We start from the raw sequence: 17,609 nt of genomic DNA, 5'->3' as shown, positions 1-17,609 counted from the left end.
CCTTAATGCGCATTAGCTCGCCCCACACCACCGGTTCTAATCGCACCACCCAGGTGATGCTCACCGTCGCCCTGGCAACCCTGCCGGGACTTGCCGCCCTGGTGTGGTTTTTTGGCCCAGGCCCGTTGATCAATGTCCTATTGGCGATAGGGTTCGCACTGATGCTGGAGGCACTGGTGCTGAAGGTGCGCAAGCGGCCAGTTATATTTTTTCTGCGCGACGGCAGTGCCTTGGTAACGGGGCTGCTGTTGGGGCTGGCACTGCCGCCACTGGCGCCCTGGTGGCTAGTCTTCGTGGGCGTATTGTTCGCCATAGTGGTTGCCAAACACCTCTATGGCGGTCTGGGCTTTAATCCCTTTAACCCGGCCATGGTGGGTTATGTGGTACTGCTGATTTCCTTTCCCGTGCCGATGACGCAGTGGCTAACGCCGGCAGTATTGGGCGCCACTCCGGGCGCGAGCGAGACTTGGCAAGCCATTGTCGGCGGCGGCTTACCCGACAGCTACACCGGCGCCACTGCGCTCGATATTTTGCGCCAGAACAGCGGTCAATTGCTGACGGACCTGTACCAACAAACACCGCTGTTGTCCGCTGGCCAATGGGCCGGCGCCGGCTACGAATGGGTGAACCTGGGCTTTTTATTGGGCGGGTTGTTTTTGCTGCAGCAGCGTTTGTTTACCTGGCATGCTCCCGTAGCCATGCTCGCCACACTTGCGCTCCTGGCCGCCTTTTTTTATGACGGCGGCAGCTCTAATTCGGCCGGCTCACCGCTTCTACATCTACTGTCGGGTGGCACCATGCTCGGTGCATTTTTTATTGTCACCGATCCTGTGACTTGCGCCACTTCCAATCGCGGGCGCCTAATCTTTGGCGCCGGCGTGGGGCTGCTGGTATTTTGCATTCGCACCTGGGGTAACTACCCCGACGCCGTTGCCTTCGCCGTATTATTGATGAATTTCGCTGCACCCTTCATCGATTACTACACAGTGCCGCGCACCTACGGACACGCCAAACCCCGAAAAGCGACGGAGAAAAGCGAATAATGCTGGCCACATCCATCAGTAAAAACAGCCTGCTACTCGGTGGCTTTGCACTGCTCACTGCCAGCACCCTAGCGACGGTCAACCTACTAACGCAAGCGCCCATCGCGCAGGCAGAACAAGCAGCGGCGCAAAAAGCCCTGCTGGAAATATTGCCCGCACACACGCACGACAACCACATGCTAGACGACACACTGGTGATTCCAACCGACTGGCAAGCGCAATTACACACAGATGCCAACGCAAAAATTTTCCGCGCCCGCCAGGGCGAAACCGTGGTTGCCGTTATTATTCCCACTACCGCGCCCGATGGCTACAGCGGCAAAATCAAAATGATTGTGGGCGTCAATAGCGATAAAACCTTGGCGGGCGTGCGGGTATTAACTCACACGGAAACGCCAGGACTGGGCGACAAAATTGAACTGAAAAAATCCACTTGGATGTTAAGTTTTAACGGCCTCAAGCTCACCCGAGACAACCAATCTCAATGGGCCGTAAAAAAAGACGGCGGCGCCTTTGATCAATTCACCGGTGCCACCATTACGCCGAGAGCCGTGATCCAACAAGTGAAAAACACCTTGCAATTTGTCGAGCACAATCACCAATCATTGTTTCATCCTTCCACTCACGCAAGCACAGAGACTCAACCATGAGCACTGACGTTGCAACGCCCGTCGCGACTGACACCCCAAGCAAAAGCCCCGAAAAAATTGTGGACTATAGTGAAATTGCGCGCAACGGTTTGTGGACCAACAACCCCGCGCTGGTACAGCTCCTGGGCCTGTGCCCACTGCTGGCAGTATCGGGCACCGTGGTCAACGCACTCGGACTCGGCCTGGCCACCCTATTAGTGCTGGTGGGTTCCAACACCTGCGTTTCGCTGATTCGCAATCACGTATCCGACGCGGTGCGCCTGCCGGTGTTTGTGATGATCATTGCTGCTTTCACTACTTGCACCGAAATGCTAATGAAAGCATTCACCTACGAGCTCTATCAAATTCTGGGAATTTTTATTCCATTAATTGTTACTAACTGCGCAATTTTGGGCCGCGCTGATGCGTTTGCTTCTAAGCAAAAAATAATTCCCTCCATTGCCGATGGTTTTATGATGGGCGCAGGCTTTGGATTGGTATTAATAACCATTGGCGCCGTACGGGAATTGCTGGGACAGGGCACACTTTTTTCAAATATGGATTTGCTTTTCGGCGCAAGCGCTGCTGATTGGACACTTGTATTGTTGAACAATTATTCCGGTTTTCTGGTGGCCATTCTGCCGCCCGGCGCATTTTTAGTGGTGGGATTTTTGATCGCGGTAAAAAATATTATTGATACAAAGGTCAAAGAAAAACGCGACAAAAATAAAATAACAACTGCCAAAGGCAGCAAAAGAGTCAGAACCACCGGCACAATTAGCTGACTGATTCGCATTTTATCGCTATTACTCCTTTTCAAGTCCCGATTTATGGTTACAATGCCAAAGCATAAAAAAATCGGGAAGCCAACGTAGTTTCCCAAATAAGCGGCCCACATCGGTGACTGATCAGTTCCGAAGTAAGGATGAGGGCCCAAGGTAACACCACTATTTGAGGGAAAGGGAATGACTGCAGCAATAAGTCCGTCTAGAGCTGATGCAATTGAGTTTCAGGGAAGAAAGGCTCAACGAGCCGATAGCCGCGAACGACGTCGCGCTATTCTCGAAGCCACGTTGCGAATCGTTGTCCGCGATGGAATTCGCGGAGTTCGCCACAGAGCAATAGCTAAAGAAGCCAATGTGCCGCTTGCGGCAACCACCTACTACTTTAAAGACATCCAAGAGCTTGTTTCTGATGCCTTTAATCTGTTCGCACAAGACAGCCTGAAACAAACTGAAGAGCTGGCAGAGACCGGTTTTGCAGCGCTCGATAAGCTGAAAGGTGCCAATTTAGCCGATCCGCAGATTTTTGAAGTGCTGGTTACGGCGCTGACCAACGCCATGGTCAATCACATCAAATCGCAAATTGAAGACCGCGATCGCCGAGTCATCGAGCATTCATTCAAAACCGAGGCGCTGCGCAACCCGGCACTGGCTCGCACCGCGTGCATTCCACAGGCGAACATCACTGCCAGCATTATGAATTTTTTCAAAGTGCTGGGTTCCAAAGAGCCCGAAGCTGATGCCCACATTGTTCATGGGGTTATTCTGTTTATGGAATACCAGTTGCTGCTGGGCGAAGACATTATGGCGCTGGAAATGGCTCACAAATCACTGCGCCGTATGATTGCGCAGCTGCTGGCGCTGGCCGTTAAACGCTAGTTCGCAAGTTCGGCAATCTTGCACACAAAGCCCGATACAATTCGGGCTTTTTTCTGCCCGCCCCCCGCGCAGGCCACTCGCGCCCTTAACTGTCGTCGGGTAGCGGCCAAGTCTCCGTTAGCCCGTAACGGGCCAACAGTGCCGCCCAGCGTCCGTCCGCTCGCCAACGGGGCAAAGCGGCTGCAAGGAGAGCGGCTGCCCGCTCGCCAGTGGTGTTGTCGCGAAATGCGATATACAGCGGCTTGGCATTAAAGTGCCCCGACAACAGCAGTTCCGGTGCCTCTAACTGCTTTGCCGTAAACGCCAGAACCACCGGATTATCAATCACCAAATCCACCCGGCCTGCGAGCAACATTTTGACCATTTGCGCCGCTGGGTTGTCACTGGAAACGCTAACAATGGTGCCATCGTCGCGACTCATTCGGCTGTGGATATAGCGATCGAAGGGTGTGTTTGGATCGGTCAGTTTAGGGTCGACCTGGGCAATCCGCAGGCCATTTAACTGATAGAGGTTGGCCGCCGTAATCGGCTGCAAGGGTTTGGCGCTCATAAACCCAACGCTGTCGACACCCAGCGCGGGCGAGCGCACCAGGCCCTGTGAGCGCGACTCGCTCACTGCGAGCAGGCCGTCCATCTGGCCGGTCGCCACGTTGCGCATTGCTCTGGACCAGGGCTGCAAATCGATAACGACGTGAAAACCTGCCGGCTCTAACACCGCGCGGGCAAAGTCCACCAGATAGCCCGCCGGTTGGCTGCCGCCGGCACACACATAGGGACAAAATTGGTCGCTCCCAAGCACCAACCGAGCCGCAGTGGCTTCCTTCTGGGCCGCGACGGCGGTCGACAGCCCTAAACAGAGCGCTCCCAACAGATTGGGCAAGTAAGACAACATAACAGCGCACCTCGCCAAAGAAAGCATCGCAAGCCCATCGACTTGGCAACAACCCACATGTGCGTACCACTGAGCACTCAGCAAAAGGTGCCAATTGCACAATAGCGGGTGTCACACAGACATTTTAGACGCCAACCTGGTTCACGGGGTCGATATTTTCCATTGGACAGGCGTATAATTCAGGTAGCATAAGTGGCACCAACGTACCACACAATAATAGCTATGCTTTTTGTACAGACCGAAAATCTGCACAAACCAGAATAAAAAAAGGATCAAGCTCTATGCGCCCGCTCGCACTTCTGCTGCTGTTTATCGCATCCGCCAGTCTGGCCGAACCCCGCTACCAGCCTTGCGCCGCTTGCCATGGCGACCTCGGCCAAGGCAACGCGACACTGCAGGCACCCGCCCTCGCGGGCCAGTCCGCCGACTACCTAGCGCGCCAACTCAAACACTTTAAAGCCGGTGTGCGCGGCGCCGACAGCGGCGACACCCTCGGCCTACAAATGCGCGCCATGGCCCAGACGCTAACCAGCGAGGCGGATATAGACGCCGTCAGTGGCTATCTGGCGCAGCTGCCGCGCGTGCAGCCCCAAGCCACCGTGACCGGCAATGCAGAGACGGGATACAAGCTGTACAACATGAAGTGTGGCGCCTGCCACGGCCCGGCCGGGCAGGGCAATAGCGCACTGAAGGCGCCCGCCTTGGTGGGTGTGGGCGATGCTTACCTAGCGCGACAGTTTGCGCACTTCCAGTCGGGTCTACGCGGTAGCCACCCGGCGGACAAGCTAGGGCGGCAAATGAAAATGATGGCCAGCCATCTCAATGATCGAGAGCTGGCAGATGTGTTGAGCTACCTCAACGGTGCGGAGGCCAAGTGACCCGATATTTTGGCCTGTTAGCGCTATTACTGGTCGCCCTGGGGGTTCGGGCTGACATTGTGCTCAACGACCAGTGTCCACCCGGCTTTGAACGCACTGACGATAACCGCTGCCTATTGCGCAGCCTCTACGACCAGTACAACTCGCTGTACAACCGAGGTGTGGGCGGCCTAAAAACAGCCCTGCCTCAACGCCGCGACGGCTTTAGCCCCCAGCAAATAGACCTGGGGCGCTACCTGTTTTTCGATCCACTGCTGTCGGAAGATCAATCGCTGTCGTGCGCTAGTTGCCACCATCCTGAGCTGGGTTTTGCCGATGGCCTAGCGCTAGCGCAGGGCATCAATGGCGCCGTCAGTCAGCGCTCAGCGCCAAGCCTTTGGAACATGGCGTTTCTCACCCGCTTTTTTTGGGATGCACGCGCCAGCAGCCTGGAAGCGCAAATGCAGGGCCCCCTTTATTCACCCCGGGAAATGGGGGCACAGCCGGCCAGCTTATTGAATCGGCTGAACGACAACGCCGGCTATCGCCAGCTGTTTAATTCCGCCTTCGCACAGCCCGACAGCGCCATCACCCTCGATCAGATTTACACCGCATTAGCGGCCTTTCAAACATCGCTGATCTCACTGAATAGCCGCTACGACCAGTACGCGCACGGCCACCACGCGGCGTTGACGGACGCTGAAATTCACGGGCTCAATATCTTCCGCTCCTTTGTGGCGCGCTGCGCCGAGTGCCACACGCCACCGCTGTTTACCAACCAACAGATTGCCGTGATCGGCGTGGCGGACCCAGCGACGGGCGAGTGGGACCTGGGCGCTGGCGCCATTTTTGATAACCCCACCTGGCGGGGCGGCTTCAAAGTGCCCAGCCTGCGCAATATCGCCCGCACTGCGCCCTACATGCACAACGGCACCCTGGCTAGCTTGCGCGACGCCGCCGCCTTTTACACCCAAGGCCGAGGTCACGCACTCACCGATGCGCAAAAACAGGCCACAGTATTGCACTGGCACATATGGGAGCCCAATCTTACAGACGCCGAGTTGGATGCGCTCGTGACGTTTATGCACACACTTACCGACGAACAATTTACCCCGCCCATTCCTACGCAGTTGCCGTCCGGACTAATGCCTATCGGGCAACTGCCGCCTGATTTGAGACACCGCTACGCACAAAAACAACAAAGGGAGAAGGACATTGAGCAATAAAATTATCACTACCATTGCTGCGGTTGGCTTACTGGCCGCCGGCGCCTGGCTCGGCAATCAATTCAATCGCGACAACAGCGCAACTCTGGTTGGCGATGCCAACCGCTACGCCAAAAATGCCAGTGCCGGCCTGGCAGCCGGTGCCGCACTGGACAGCTCCGTCGGCGCATCCGGTAGCGGACAAACCCTCGACGTGTACAACGGCGAATCGATCCAAGCCGCCGTTAAGCGCGCCAGCAGCGGCGACATCATTCGCGTTTTTCCCGGCGAATACAAAGAAACGGTGTATATCGACAAGGACGATATTTGGCTCACGGGGGTGATTCAGGCGGGCAAATGGCCGGTACTCGAAGGCGAACATAAACTTAACGACGCCGTGCTCTACTCGGGCAATAATATTACTGTCGAAAACTTCCGCATTACCCATTACAAGGGCAATGCCATCATGGGCCAGGCAGGCAATAGTTTTCTGATTCGCAACAACCATGTGATCGATACTGGCGTCTATGGCATTTTTCCTCAACTCGGCAAGAATGGCCTCATTGAACGCAATATCTTGAGCGGTATTGAAGACGCCGCCATTTACGTGGGCATGTGCGACAACATTCACGTCAACAACAACGAAGTCTTCGAGAATGTGGCGGGCATTGAGATAGAAAACTCGCGGCACGCGATCGTAGAGAACAATAAAGTTTACAATAACACCGGTGGCATTCTGGCATTTATCACCCCAGGCCTGCCCATCAAAACCACATACGATGTCATCATCCGCAACAATTTTATCAATGATAACAACCATGCAAACTTCGGTGCCCCCGGCTCTATCGTCGCCGGCGTACCGGCCGGCACCGGCATCATTGTCATGGCTGCCGACCAGGTCACCATTGAAGGCAATATCATTACCAATAATAAAAACGTCGGAATCGTCGTGACCGACCATCACAGTTTTGCCAACATCACCCTAGACCCAGAGTCCGATCCAAATTCCGACCAAGTGGCTATTTTGAACAACGTGATGTTTGGCAACGGCCACGAGCCCATTAAAGAGATCGCCGCTTACAAGTTGGCAAATTTTGTGAAAGACAATGTCGACATTATTAACGTCGGCACCAGCAAAGACAGCTGCATTCTCAATCGAGGGCAATACGTGGCACTCGGTATTGGCGATTACGGCACCTGCAACTTTAGCAGCACCAGTGCTACTGTGTCCTATCTACTCCCTGAACCGGCCGAGCCGCATCCCTTTAGCGAATCGGAAAAAGGCAAGTTAGCCTACTTCGGTATTTGCACCGGTTGCCATGCGTACAACGTGCGGATGATCGGGCCGCCCGTGCAAATCATTCAAGCGCTTTATATGGACAACCCAGAGGGCCTGGCCGAGTACATAGCGCAACCGGTGAAAAAGCGCGAAGACTATCCAGAAATGCCCGCGCAAGATTACCTCGACCCTAAATTGCGCTTAGCCGTGGCCAAGTACATGCTGGGTGTCGACAATAACGGTATCTTTAATGATCCCGCTCTCAACCAATCCCCTTAGTGTTCCACTGCTAACCTAATGTTTCGCTGACAATAAGGCGCACCCGGGTGCGCCTTATTATTTAACGCAAAAAAATCCATTAGCCGCCGTTGCCAAATACTGTGCCACTGGTTTATGGTTGGTGCTCATCCATGGAGATACACATGCGCGCTTTTGCCCTGTCCACACACCGCAACTCACTGTCGGTCGCCCTATGGCGTACGCGATCGGTGGCGGGTGTAATGGCGTAAGTATTCGTATTTTTACACCGGCTGCAGGGTCAGTCGGTGTATTTGCGTTCCTTTAATCCACCCTCCGTCCCGTGCAGCCTTTTTCACTCAAGGACTGACCGGCGATGAACAACCCACCTGCACCACCCGATAGGCAAGCAGCGCTACTCGCAATAGTGGCCATTACACTTTTTTCCGCCAAACCCATTTTAATTAAATGGGCCTATGGTTACGGCATTGACGCCAGCGCGCTCATGTTGCTACGCCTACTTATGGCGGCGCCACTGTTTTTAATGGCGGGCCTTTGGGCGATGCGCTACCGTCGCGCTCGGTTGGGCGACATTGGCCTGGCCTGCGGCTTGGGTTTTTTAGGCTCCTATGTGGCCGGACTGTTGGACATGTTGGGGCTCGAGTACATAACCGCACAGCTAGAACGCATGCTGCTGTTTACCTATCCTATTTTTACCGTGCTATTTAGCTGGGCCATCTATCGGCGTCGGCCGGGGCCGGGCATCTACCTGTGCATGGGCTTGACCTATGGGGGGCTGGCGCTGATGTTTGTCACCGATCTAGCAGCGCTAGGCGATGATGTCATCCTCGGCACGCTGCTGGTACTGGCAAGCGCCGTCACTTTTGCCGCCTACATGGTGCTCAGCCGCGAGCCTATTCAACGCATGGGTTCGCTGCCCTTTGCCGCCATCGTCATGTTGTTTTCCACGCTGTGTATGTTGATACACCAATGGCTACGGCTTCCGGCCGGCGCTGTGCTGCAAAGCCTGCAGCACTTCCCAGATACCGTTTATGTCATTGCCGCCCTGCTGGCCGTGCTCGGAACCTTTATACCCGGCTTGCTGGCAACCGAGGCGGTGCGCCGCATCGGTCCAGAACAGGTGAGCCTGCTGGGCAATGCCGGCCCAGTGATTACCAGTTTGCTCGCCATAGCGCTGCTCGACGAGGCCTTTACCCTCTGGCATGCACTGGGAATGGCATTGATCGTTGCCGGCCTCTGGGTATTGCAACACCCGCCCGTACGACTAATCGCCGCGCGCAACTAACACCCAGGTACACGCGATCGGGGCTGTCAACGGTTAGGATTTGACATTGGTTACAAATGTAACTAAGTTGTGCGCACCGATACCGACAGACAGAGCCCCGATCCCATGGAACCACTGCAATACCTGACCGGCTTTGACAACGAACACGAAACCGAGGCCTTGCCACAAGCTCTGCCCGTTGGACAGTTCAATCCCCAACGGGTGGCCTACGGCCTCTACGCTGAGCAATTTTCCAGCACCGCTTTTACAGCGCCGCGCGCGCGCAATCGACGCACGTGGCTGTACCGCATTCGCCCCTCGGCACTGCAAGGTGACTACGAACCCTATACCCAGGCCAGCCGGCTGGTGCGCACCGGCCCCATAACCGAGCAGCCACCGGTACCCAATATGCTGCGCTGGTCGCCCTTACCCCTACCGGAAGCGCCCACAGATTTTATCGACGGCTTGATTACCCTAGCTGCCAACGGCGACGCCCAAACCCAAATTGGCTTAGGGGTTCACATGTACCTGGCCAACCAATCTATGACCGATCGCTTTTTTTACAATGCCGACGGCGAGCTGTTATTGGTGCCTCAGTCCGGCGGTCTACGTCTGCACACCGAGTGCGGGTTATTGGACGTTCTGCCCGGACACATTGCCGTCATACCGCGCGGTATGAAGTTCCGCGTAGTACTGCACGACGACACAGCACGCGGCTATATCTGTGAAAATTACGGCGCCAGTTTCGAGTTGCCCGAACGCGGGCCCGTGGGCGCCAATGGCTATGCCAACGATCGCGATTTTCAGTACCCGGTGGCCGCCTATGAAGACCGAGAGGGAGCCTTTGAATTAATCTGCAAATACGGCGGCGAATTCTTTCGCGCGAGCTTGGGCCATTCCCCCCTGGATGTGGTGGCCTGGACCGGAAACTCTGCGCCCTACTGCTACGACCTGGCGCGCTTTAACGTGATTAACACGGTGAGCTTTGACCACCCAGATCCATCAATATTTACGGTGCTTACGTCGCCATCGGACACTCATGGAGTGGCCAACTGCGACTTTGTGATTTTTCCGCCGCGCTGGATGGTGGCCGAAAATACCTTTAGGCCCCCCTGGTACCACCGCAACATTATGAGCGAGTTCATGGGCCTGATTCACGGCGTTTACGATGCCAAGGAGAAGGGTTTCGAGCCTGGCGGTGCCAGCCTGCACAACTGCATGAGCCCGCATGGGCCCGAGGCGGTGGTTTTCGAAAAAGCCAGCACCGCAGATCTCCAACCCCAGCGCTACGACAACACGCTGGCCTTCATGTTTGAATCGCGTTACGCCTTCCGGCCCACGCGCTTTGCCATGGAAACTGAGGCGCGCCAGCGCGATTATGTCGATTGCTGGAACTCGCTGAAAAAACATTTTCGCCCATAATTGAACACGCCAGCTCGCTGGCCCAACAGGGATTATCACCATGAAACTTGCTTCTTTGAAACACGGCCGCGACGGCGCCCTCATCCTGGTTAGCCGCGATTTACAAAAAGCGGTAAAGGCCACTCACATCGTGCCCACATTGCAGGCAGCCCTGGATAACTGGGCAGACACCGAACCCAAATTGCAGGTTCTGTACAACGACCTGAACGCCGGACGCGCCGCAGGCACCTTTGCCTTCGACCCCAGCCAATGTGATTCACCGCTACCGCGCGCCTACCAATGGGCCGACGGCAGTGCCTACGTCAACCACGTGGAACTGGTGCGCAAGGCCCGCAATGCGGAAATGCCCGAGACCTTCTGGACCGACCCGCTCATGTACCAGGGCGGCTCAGATGACTTTATTGGTCCGCGCGACGACATCCCCTTGCCCAGTGACGAATGGGGCGTAGATTTCGAAGGCGAAATTGCCATCATTACCGATGACGTCCCCATGAGCACCGACGCCGAACAAGCCAAGCAACACATCAAATTGTTAATGCTGGTGAACGACGTCTCGCTGCGCGGGCTCATCCCCGGCGAACTGGCCAAGGGTTTTGGCTTTTTTCAATCCAAACCCGCCTCGGCCTTTTCGCCCGTGGCCGTCACCCCCGACGAGCTCGGCGATGCCTGGGATGGCAGTAAAGTGTCGCTACCTCTGCTGTCCTACCTCAACGACAAGCCCTTCGGCAAACCCGATGCAGGTACCGACATGACCTTTCACTTCGGCCAGCTGATTGCCCATGTCACCAAGTCTCGCAATATGGGCGCCGGCGCCATCATTGGCTCGGGCACCGTGTCGAACAAGCAGGGCACCGGCCACGGTACGGCCATCGACGAAGGCGGCGTGGGCTATTCGTGCATTGCGGAAATTCGCATGATTGAAACCATTCGCGACGGCAAGCCAAGCACCCAGTTCATGAAATTTGGCGATAAAGTCAAAATTGAAATGCTCAATAAACAAGGCGAGTCCATTTTTGGGGCCATCGAGCAGACGCTGGTTAAACAGGGCTAACAGAGCGCGGAGTAACAGCATATGGACAACACCATGACGCTCTACGGCTACTTTCGCTCGTCGGCGGCCTATCGCGTGCGCATTGCGCTCAACCTGAAAGGTTTGCAGGCCGACGCTGTGGCCGTGTCGCTGATCAATGGCGAGCAAAGTCAGCCCGCCTATCGATCGCTCAATCCTCTGGGGCTGGTTCCAGCGCTGGCCACCGAGCAGGGGCTGCTGACCCAGTCGATGGCGATCATCGAATATCTGGAGAGCCAGCACCCCACACCGGCGCTGCTGCCTGGCGACGCCTGGGCACAGGCGCACATCCGCGCCTTTGCCCAGTCACTAGCTTGCGATATTCACCCGCTGAACAACTTGCGCGTGCTCAAGTATTTGACCGGTGAACTGGGCGTTAGCGAAACGCAGAAAAATGCCTGGTACGCTCACTGGATTCAAACCGGTTTTGCTGGGCTAGAGACAAACCTGCAGCAACATGCAGGCAACTATTGCTTTGGCGACTCGCCAAGCCTGGCCGACGTATGCTTGGTCCCACAGGTGTACAACGCCCGGCGCTTCAAGGTGGACCTGAGTGCATTTCCGCTGATTAATCGTATTACCGATTACTGCAATCAGCAGCCGGCTTTCGCCGACGCGCTGCCCGAGCGCCAACCCGACGCACCGCAATAAATCCCATAGCACCGCTGCCGGCACCTCAGGGTGTCGGCTATAATTCCCCAATGAAATTTTCCCTCCGCCTACTGCTCGGCTGTGTCCTGAGCGCTGCCCACCTTCCCTTAAGCCAAGCCACCACTTTTATCTCTTTTGACGCGCGCACCATGGCCATGGGTGGCGTGGGCGTCGCAACTGGGCGACCTGCCAACGCGGCTTTATTCAACCCCAGCCTGCTTGCACAAGCGAACGCCAAACATTTAGACGGTACTTTTGCACACCTCTTTGCAGGCGCACGCTTGATCGACCGCGACGACTTTCTAGATCGTGTTGACCAATTTCAAACAGACTATCCCGAAGCGGCCTTGGACGAGCTATTACTCTCGGCGCGCAGCGCCATGCAAGACGGCCAGCTAAACGCCCCGCAACTCAGGCAACTGGCGCAATCTGGCGACGAACTATTGACGGCCATTGAAGGGCTCTCTGATCGACCCGTACGCGCTGCCGCCGCAGGTGGCTTTAGCTTGGGCTATGCAGATGAGGGCTGGGGCGCGGGTGTATTTGTCAGGCGCTACACCATTTTGGGCGGGCAGTTTGAACTGGCGGAGATAGATGCGGCACGCATGCGCCAATTGATCGACGTCACGCGGGCGGCGGCCGACGTTCTCGCCTTTAGCGATAACTTAGAGGCTCTGGTACAAGCCATTGATTTTGAACGTATAGAAACGCTAGTTACCCAATCGGTACAGGCGGGCACCCTGTCGCCCGAGCTGTCAAACTACCGCGATATCCCGGGTGTCGCCAATCTGATTCAGGCCTATGAAACCACAGAACCTAGTATTCACACCCTTCTGTCCTACATCGATGTAGAGGGACTGGCGCTGGCACTTGCGGCTCAAAACGACGGCGTGCCACTGAGTGACCTAGGCCTTGGCGATATTGACCTACGCAGTTTCCTACGCTACCAGGCACCGGAAAACTTTGAGTCCATTGTGGCTGTCTCCGGCGCCGAAATTCAGGAGACTGCACTCGGAGGCGCCTGGCAACTGGTGCCCGACCGCCTCAGTCTGGGTGTCAATCTCAAACAGCTGGATATTACGCTCATAGATTTTAGCGCGCCTGTCACTGACATTGCTTTTGAAGACTACCGCCTGGCTGAAAACCGCTCGCAATATCGACGCGCCAATGTCGATATTGGCCTGGACTGGCGCCTGACAGAACACTGGAATGTTGGGGCAGTGGTTCGCAATGCAGTACCTTTTAGCCTCACCTCAGTGCTGGGCAGCGTCCAGGATTTTAATCCCATAGCTCGTGCTGGCCTGGGCTACCGGGGTACACATGTTAATGTGGGGTTGGACCTCGATCTCACCGCCAATGAACCCCTTGGATTCGACCCCAAAAAGCAGTATGTGGGCATCGGCGTCGAAGTATTTATTTGGCGCGAAACGGCACTGCGAGCGGGCTATCGGGTCAATCGCGTCGACCACAGCAGACTGCCATCTCTGGGGCTCGGCATCGGTTTTCAGTCTGGCCACCTCGATATCGCCGTGGCGCGCGCAGAGCGGTTTGACGAATACGGCGTCAGCCTGCAGCTGGGGATGCATTTTTAGTGGCCCTGGTATTCGCCACACGTTAGTAATTCCTCACCCGAAAGCACGGCCCTTTGGTCTAGGAGTAGCCCCTGCACCGCTGCATGGCCCGCACTGACTGTGGTTGCGCAGACGATTCACAGTCCACCCACAAGTTATCCACAAGCGCCACCATATATTGTGTTATTGCTAATTAGAATTTGCATATCTTGTGGCAGCCGTTAAAATGTAGCCCATCAAAGCGCACAGCCAATACGCCCTTTTAGTGCCCCCTTGCGGCCCGTTGAGCGCGAAGAAAGCCGTCGAGAGACGCGTAAAAATAGCGACTACAACCATTGGCAAGGCGCAATATGCCAAATGTGAATGCCGGGCAGCGCGTCGACGTCCGGACCTGCAACTGACAGAATGGCAACTCGTTGTCATAAGGCGCCAGAATACTGGGCCAAACACTAAACATCGACAGCAGCCAGCACGTTTTGTCAGCTAACAGGGAGTAAGCAGACCATGACCACAAAGAAAGAATACCGCAACACTTTACGCCCCACACTTAGCCGGTGGGGAATCTATCTATGTATTAGCCATATTGACTACGCAGTTTAAGGACCTTTGACCATGCTGAGTTGGGACGACTACGAAAACGAAGCCACCACAACCAAGCCCACCGAACCGCAACCGGCCGCTGCCGCCGCCCCCGCACCAGCCAAACCCAGTGCTCCGGCAGCGCCGGTAGCGGCCCAAACGGCCGCATCCGAACCCGCCACTGACGCCGTCGCCAAAGCCCGCGCCGCCGTGGCCAACCTAGACACAGCCGCCGGTATTGCCGACCTAGAGCTGGGTGCCGAACGCGTGCAGGTGGACGACAAGCGCATGATTAACTGCCGCGCGGATCTGAACCAACTGGTGCCCTTTAAGTACGAGTGGGCTTGGCAAAAGTACCTGGATGGCTGCGCCAACCACTGGATGCCTCAGGAAATCAACATGACTGCCGACGTGGCGCTGTGGAAATCCGCCGACGGCCTCACCGAAGACGAGCGCCGCATCGTGATGCGCTCATTAGGTTACTTCTCTACCGCCGACTCGCTGGTAGCCAACAACCTAGTGCTCGCTATCTACCGGTTAATCACCAACCCCGAGTGCCGCCAGTACATTTTGCGCCAGTCCTTTGAGGAGGCCATTCACACCCACGCCTACCAGTACTGCATTGAGTCTTTGGGCATGGACGAAGGCGAAGTCTTTAACATGTACCGCGAGCTACCCTCTGTGGCCAATAAGGCGGTCTGGAGCCTGAACCACACCAAATCGCTGTCCGACCCCACCTTTACCACCGGTACCCCAGAGACCGACCAGGAGCTGTTGCGCAACCTGATTGCCTTTTACGTGGTGACCGAGGGCATTTTCTTCTACTGCGGATTTAGCCAAATTTTGGCCATGGGCCGCCGCAATAAAATGACCGGCGTCTCCGAGCAGTTTCAGTACATTCTGCGCGATGAGTCGATGCACCTGAACTTCGGAATTGATGTTATCAATCAGATCAAACTGGAAAATCCACACCTGTGGACTGCCGAGTTCAAACAGGAAGTTATTCAGATGGTATTGGAAGGCACCGAGCTGGAAATCGCCTACGCCCGGGATTCCATGCCGCGCGGCGTGCTGGGTATGAATGCCGCCACCATGGAAGAGTATTTACACTTCATTGCCAACCGCCGCTTGGCCCAGCTGGGGCTGCCAGAGCAGTTTCCGGGCGCGCAAAATCCATTCCCTTGGATGAGTGAAATTATGGATTTGCGCAAAGAAAAGAACTTCTTTGAAACTCGCGTGATTGAATACCAAACCGGTGGCGCACTGAGCTGGGAATAACGCTTAGGCGTCGCTCGCTGGCGGCCTGGCCGCCAGCGCATTCGTCAACACTTGCCTGCGGTAGCCGCTACTGCCAGACCTTGGAGAGACCCATGAGCCACGATCGACGCAATACTCTAGACCCCGCCCAAGAGGCCCTGCTTATCAGCCTGGATCAATTGAGCCAAACACTGGAAGTTATGGGCAAAGTGATCAATCGGTTGCGTTACCAAATCGAAGACATTCCCCGCGCACAGTTTGATAGCGCCGACATCGATTCTCAACCACACGTGCACTAATCACCGAGCGCTGAATTCTGTCTATACTGCTGTAAAACCAAGAGAAAGCAGTTCATGGCCAGAATATTCATCGTTGACGACGTCGAAGACAACATCAAGTTACTGTGGTACAACCTGGAAGACGACGGGCACGATGTGGCATCGGCCACCAGCGGTCAAGAATGTTTAGATAAGGCACCTGCCTTCGCACCCGATGTCATCCTGTTGGATATGATGATGCCGGGCCTGAGCGGCATTGAAACACTGCAAGCGCTGAAGTCCATACCCGAGGTTGAAAATGTCCCCGTGATCATGGTCTCGGCGGACGACAGCGACGACAGTGTGATTGATGCCCTGGACATTGGCGCCCACGACTTCATCTCCAAACCGTTTATCTACCCAGTCCTGGAAGCCCGCGTGCGCTCGGCCGTGCGCTTAAAACAAAGCCAGGAGCAGCTAGCGGCGGCCAACGAGCGCCTGGCCACTCTGGCGTCCACCGATTCACTCACGCGCTGTTTTAACCGCCGCCATTTTTTCGAGCTGTGCCAAGTTGAGTTCGCCAAAGCCAAGCGACACGACCGCCCCCTGGCGGTCATCATGCTCGATGCCGACAAATTTAAAGCCATCAACGACAATTACGGCCACGCCATGGGCGATCTGGCATTAAAGCTTATCGCCGATGTGTGCCGGCAATCTCTGCGCGAATCCGACATTTTGGCCCGCTTAGGGGGCGAGGAGTTCGCTATCTGCTGCCCCGAAACCGCCTGCGCGGGGGCCGCTCAAACCGCCGAGCGCATCAGAAGCAGCATTGAAGCCGCCCATGTGGATTTTGAGGGCCAAACCATTCAGTTCACGTTGAGCCTGGGTGTCACGGCACTCAATACCGACGACATTCGCTTCGATCAAATGATCAATCGCGCCGATCGACTGCTGTACCAGGCCAAATCCCAAAACCGCAATTGCGTGGTGGCCGGCTAATAGCGCCAAAACTGTGACACAACTCACACTAATACGGTCATAGCGCGCCAGAATCTTAGGGCTTGTGCGATATGGCTTACAAAAGGTTCAGCCATACGCCACTAGTCCCCCGGTCGGCGTTCAGAGAGAATGGACACATACAAGGAAGTCAGCACGGATGCATACGAGGCCAGTGAAGGTCAAGGGAAGCGCCCTCGGGAATACAGGGCCACTAAAAATTACGGTCAGGGAAACGGCATCAAGGATAGCGTAGGACGCGCGCGATGATGCAAGGATGTTGATTAAGGATTAATCAGAGACCGACAATTAGGGAAAAATATTCAAAGACCAGCATTTGCTGGTCTTTTCATTTGTGCATCCGTTATCTGGCCAGCTGACGGGGCGTAAGCCAAGGCTTACAGCCACAGCGCAATCTGCCTACAGACAATGCCTCCCTTTGCCACTGGTGGAAAACCCGCAAGCGTCGCAGAATAACTATCAACAAGGAAGTCCACAGGAAGTACTGCTCGCCAGCGAAGGCAAAGGGAAGAACCCCTTGGATGGGGGTCTATAAAAGGTCAGGGACTAGGGACGAAGACCAACACTTAGGGAAAAAGCTTTAAGGGGCCAGCACTGCTGGCCCCTTTCATTTTGGGTTTAAAAAAAAATCCTTTAGGCCTGTCAGTTATTGCTGACAAGTGCGCGGAAATAATCCGACACGCATTGCCGCTTCTGGC

The 17,609-nt window shown here is 55.6% G+C and carries 16 protein-coding genes; 15 read left to right on the top strand and 1 reads right to left on the bottom strand.

The window, feature by feature from the left end; genetic code table 11:
- The 4 genes from rsxD to ACW8F6_RS14325 form a co-directional block, all read left to right on the top strand.
- Positions 1-1,043, top strand: a 1,043-nt coding sequence (gene rsxD / locus ACW8F6_RS14340) for an electron transport complex subunit RsxD (RefSeq protein WP_491576562.1), incomplete at its 5' end; no start/stop codon positions are given.
- A complete protein-coding gene (gene rsxG, locus ACW8F6_RS14335; protein WP_491576561.1) occupies positions 1,043-1,693 on the top strand; it encodes an electron transport complex subunit RsxG in 651 nt (216 codons plus the stop codon). The genes rsxD and rsxG, both read left to right, overlap by 1 nt.
- Positions 1,694-1,749: 56 nt before the next feature.
- Positions 1,750-2,457: an electron transport complex subunit E gene (locus tag ACW8F6_RS14330; RefSeq protein ID WP_491576563.1), complete on the top strand. Its 708-nt coding sequence runs from the start codon at positions 1,750-1,752 to the stop codon at positions 2,455-2,457.
- Positions 2,458-2,637: 180 nt separating this feature from the next.
- Positions 2,638-3,333 (top strand): TetR/AcrR family transcriptional regulator, encoded by a 696-nt coding sequence (locus ACW8F6_RS14325; RefSeq protein WP_491576560.1) that lies wholly within the window; start codon positions 2,638-2,640, stop codon positions 3,331-3,333.
- A gap of 85 nt (positions 3,334-3,418) precedes the next feature.
- Here the strand turns inward: ACW8F6_RS14325 and ACW8F6_RS14320 are convergent, their stop codons facing one another.
- Positions 3,419-4,225 carry a substrate-binding periplasmic protein gene (locus tag ACW8F6_RS14320; RefSeq protein WP_491576559.1) on the bottom strand — a complete coding sequence of 269 codons (807 nt, stop codon included), beginning with the start codon at positions 4,223-4,225 and terminating at the stop codon, positions 3,419-3,421.
- A gap of 281 nt (positions 4,226-4,506) precedes the next feature.
- Here ACW8F6_RS14320 and ACW8F6_RS14315 point away from each other — a divergent pair, with 281 nt between their 5' ends.
- The 11 genes from ACW8F6_RS14315 to ACW8F6_RS14265 all read left to right on the top strand — a co-directional run bounded on the left by ACW8F6_RS14315 (position 4,507) and on the right by ACW8F6_RS14265 (position 16,893).
- Positions 4,507-5,103 (top strand): c-type cytochrome, encoded by a 597-nt coding sequence (locus ACW8F6_RS14315; protein WP_491576558.1) that lies wholly within the window; start codon positions 4,507-4,509, stop codon positions 5,101-5,103.
- Positions 5,100-6,308 carry a cytochrome-c peroxidase gene (locus ACW8F6_RS14310; protein ID WP_491576557.1) on the top strand — a complete coding sequence of 403 codons (1,209 nt, stop codon included), beginning with the start codon at positions 5,100-5,102 and terminating at the stop codon, positions 6,306-6,308. Before ACW8F6_RS14315 ends, ACW8F6_RS14310 begins: the two co-directional genes overlap by 4 nt.
- Complete coding sequence (locus tag ACW8F6_RS14305) at positions 6,298-7,845, top strand: parallel beta-helix domain-containing protein (RefSeq protein ID WP_491576556.1); 1,548 nt, start codon at positions 6,298-6,300, stop codon at positions 7,843-7,845. Before ACW8F6_RS14310 ends, ACW8F6_RS14305 begins: the two co-directional genes overlap by 11 nt.
- 334 nt (positions 7,846-8,179) lie before the next feature.
- Positions 8,180-9,109 (top strand): DMT family transporter, encoded by a 930-nt coding sequence (locus ACW8F6_RS14300; RefSeq protein ID WP_491576555.1) that lies wholly within the window; start codon positions 8,180-8,182, stop codon positions 9,107-9,109.
- Between the two features lie 69 nt (positions 9,110-9,178).
- Complete coding sequence (gene hmgA, locus ACW8F6_RS14295; protein ID WP_491576554.1) at positions 9,179-10,510, top strand: homogentisate 1,2-dioxygenase; 1,332 nt, start codon at positions 9,179-9,181, stop codon at positions 10,508-10,510.
- 40 nt (positions 10,511-10,550) lie between these two features.
- The gene (locus ACW8F6_RS14290) at positions 10,551-11,561 is read left to right on the top strand and encodes a fumarylacetoacetate hydrolase family protein (protein WP_491576553.1); all 1,011 of its coding nucleotides are present in this window, start codon (positions 10,551-10,553) and stop codon (positions 11,559-11,561) included.
- A 21-nt stretch (positions 11,562-11,582) separates the two neighbouring features.
- The gene (gene maiA / locus ACW8F6_RS14285) at positions 11,583-12,230 is read left to right on the top strand and encodes a maleylacetoacetate isomerase (protein WP_491576552.1); all 648 of its coding nucleotides are present in this window, start codon (positions 11,583-11,585) and stop codon (positions 12,228-12,230) included.
- A gap of 50 nt (positions 12,231-12,280) precedes the next feature.
- A complete protein-coding gene (gene traF, locus ACW8F6_RS14280; protein ID WP_491576551.1) occupies positions 12,281-13,822 on the top strand; it encodes a conjugal transfer protein TraF in 1,542 nt (513 codons plus the stop codon).
- Between the two features lie 591 nt (positions 13,823-14,413).
- Positions 14,414-15,658: a ribonucleotide-diphosphate reductase subunit beta gene (locus ACW8F6_RS14275; protein ID WP_491576550.1), complete on the top strand. Its 1,245-nt coding sequence runs from the start codon at positions 14,414-14,416 to the stop codon at positions 15,656-15,658.
- 92 nt (positions 15,659-15,750) lie between these two features.
- A complete protein-coding gene (locus tag ACW8F6_RS14270) occupies positions 15,751-15,936 on the top strand; it encodes a hypothetical protein (RefSeq protein ID WP_491576549.1) in 186 nt (61 codons plus the stop codon).
- Between the two features lie 54 nt (positions 15,937-15,990).
- On the top strand, positions 15,991-16,893 hold the full coding sequence (locus ACW8F6_RS14265; protein WP_491576548.1) for a GGDEF domain-containing response regulator: 903 nt from the start codon (positions 15,991-15,993) through the stop codon (positions 16,891-16,893).
- Positions 16,894-17,609: the final 716 nt, after the last annotated feature.

This window comes from Simiduia sp. (genome assembly GCF_058345725.1).
This window is presented reverse-complemented; position numbering and strand designations above follow the sequence as displayed.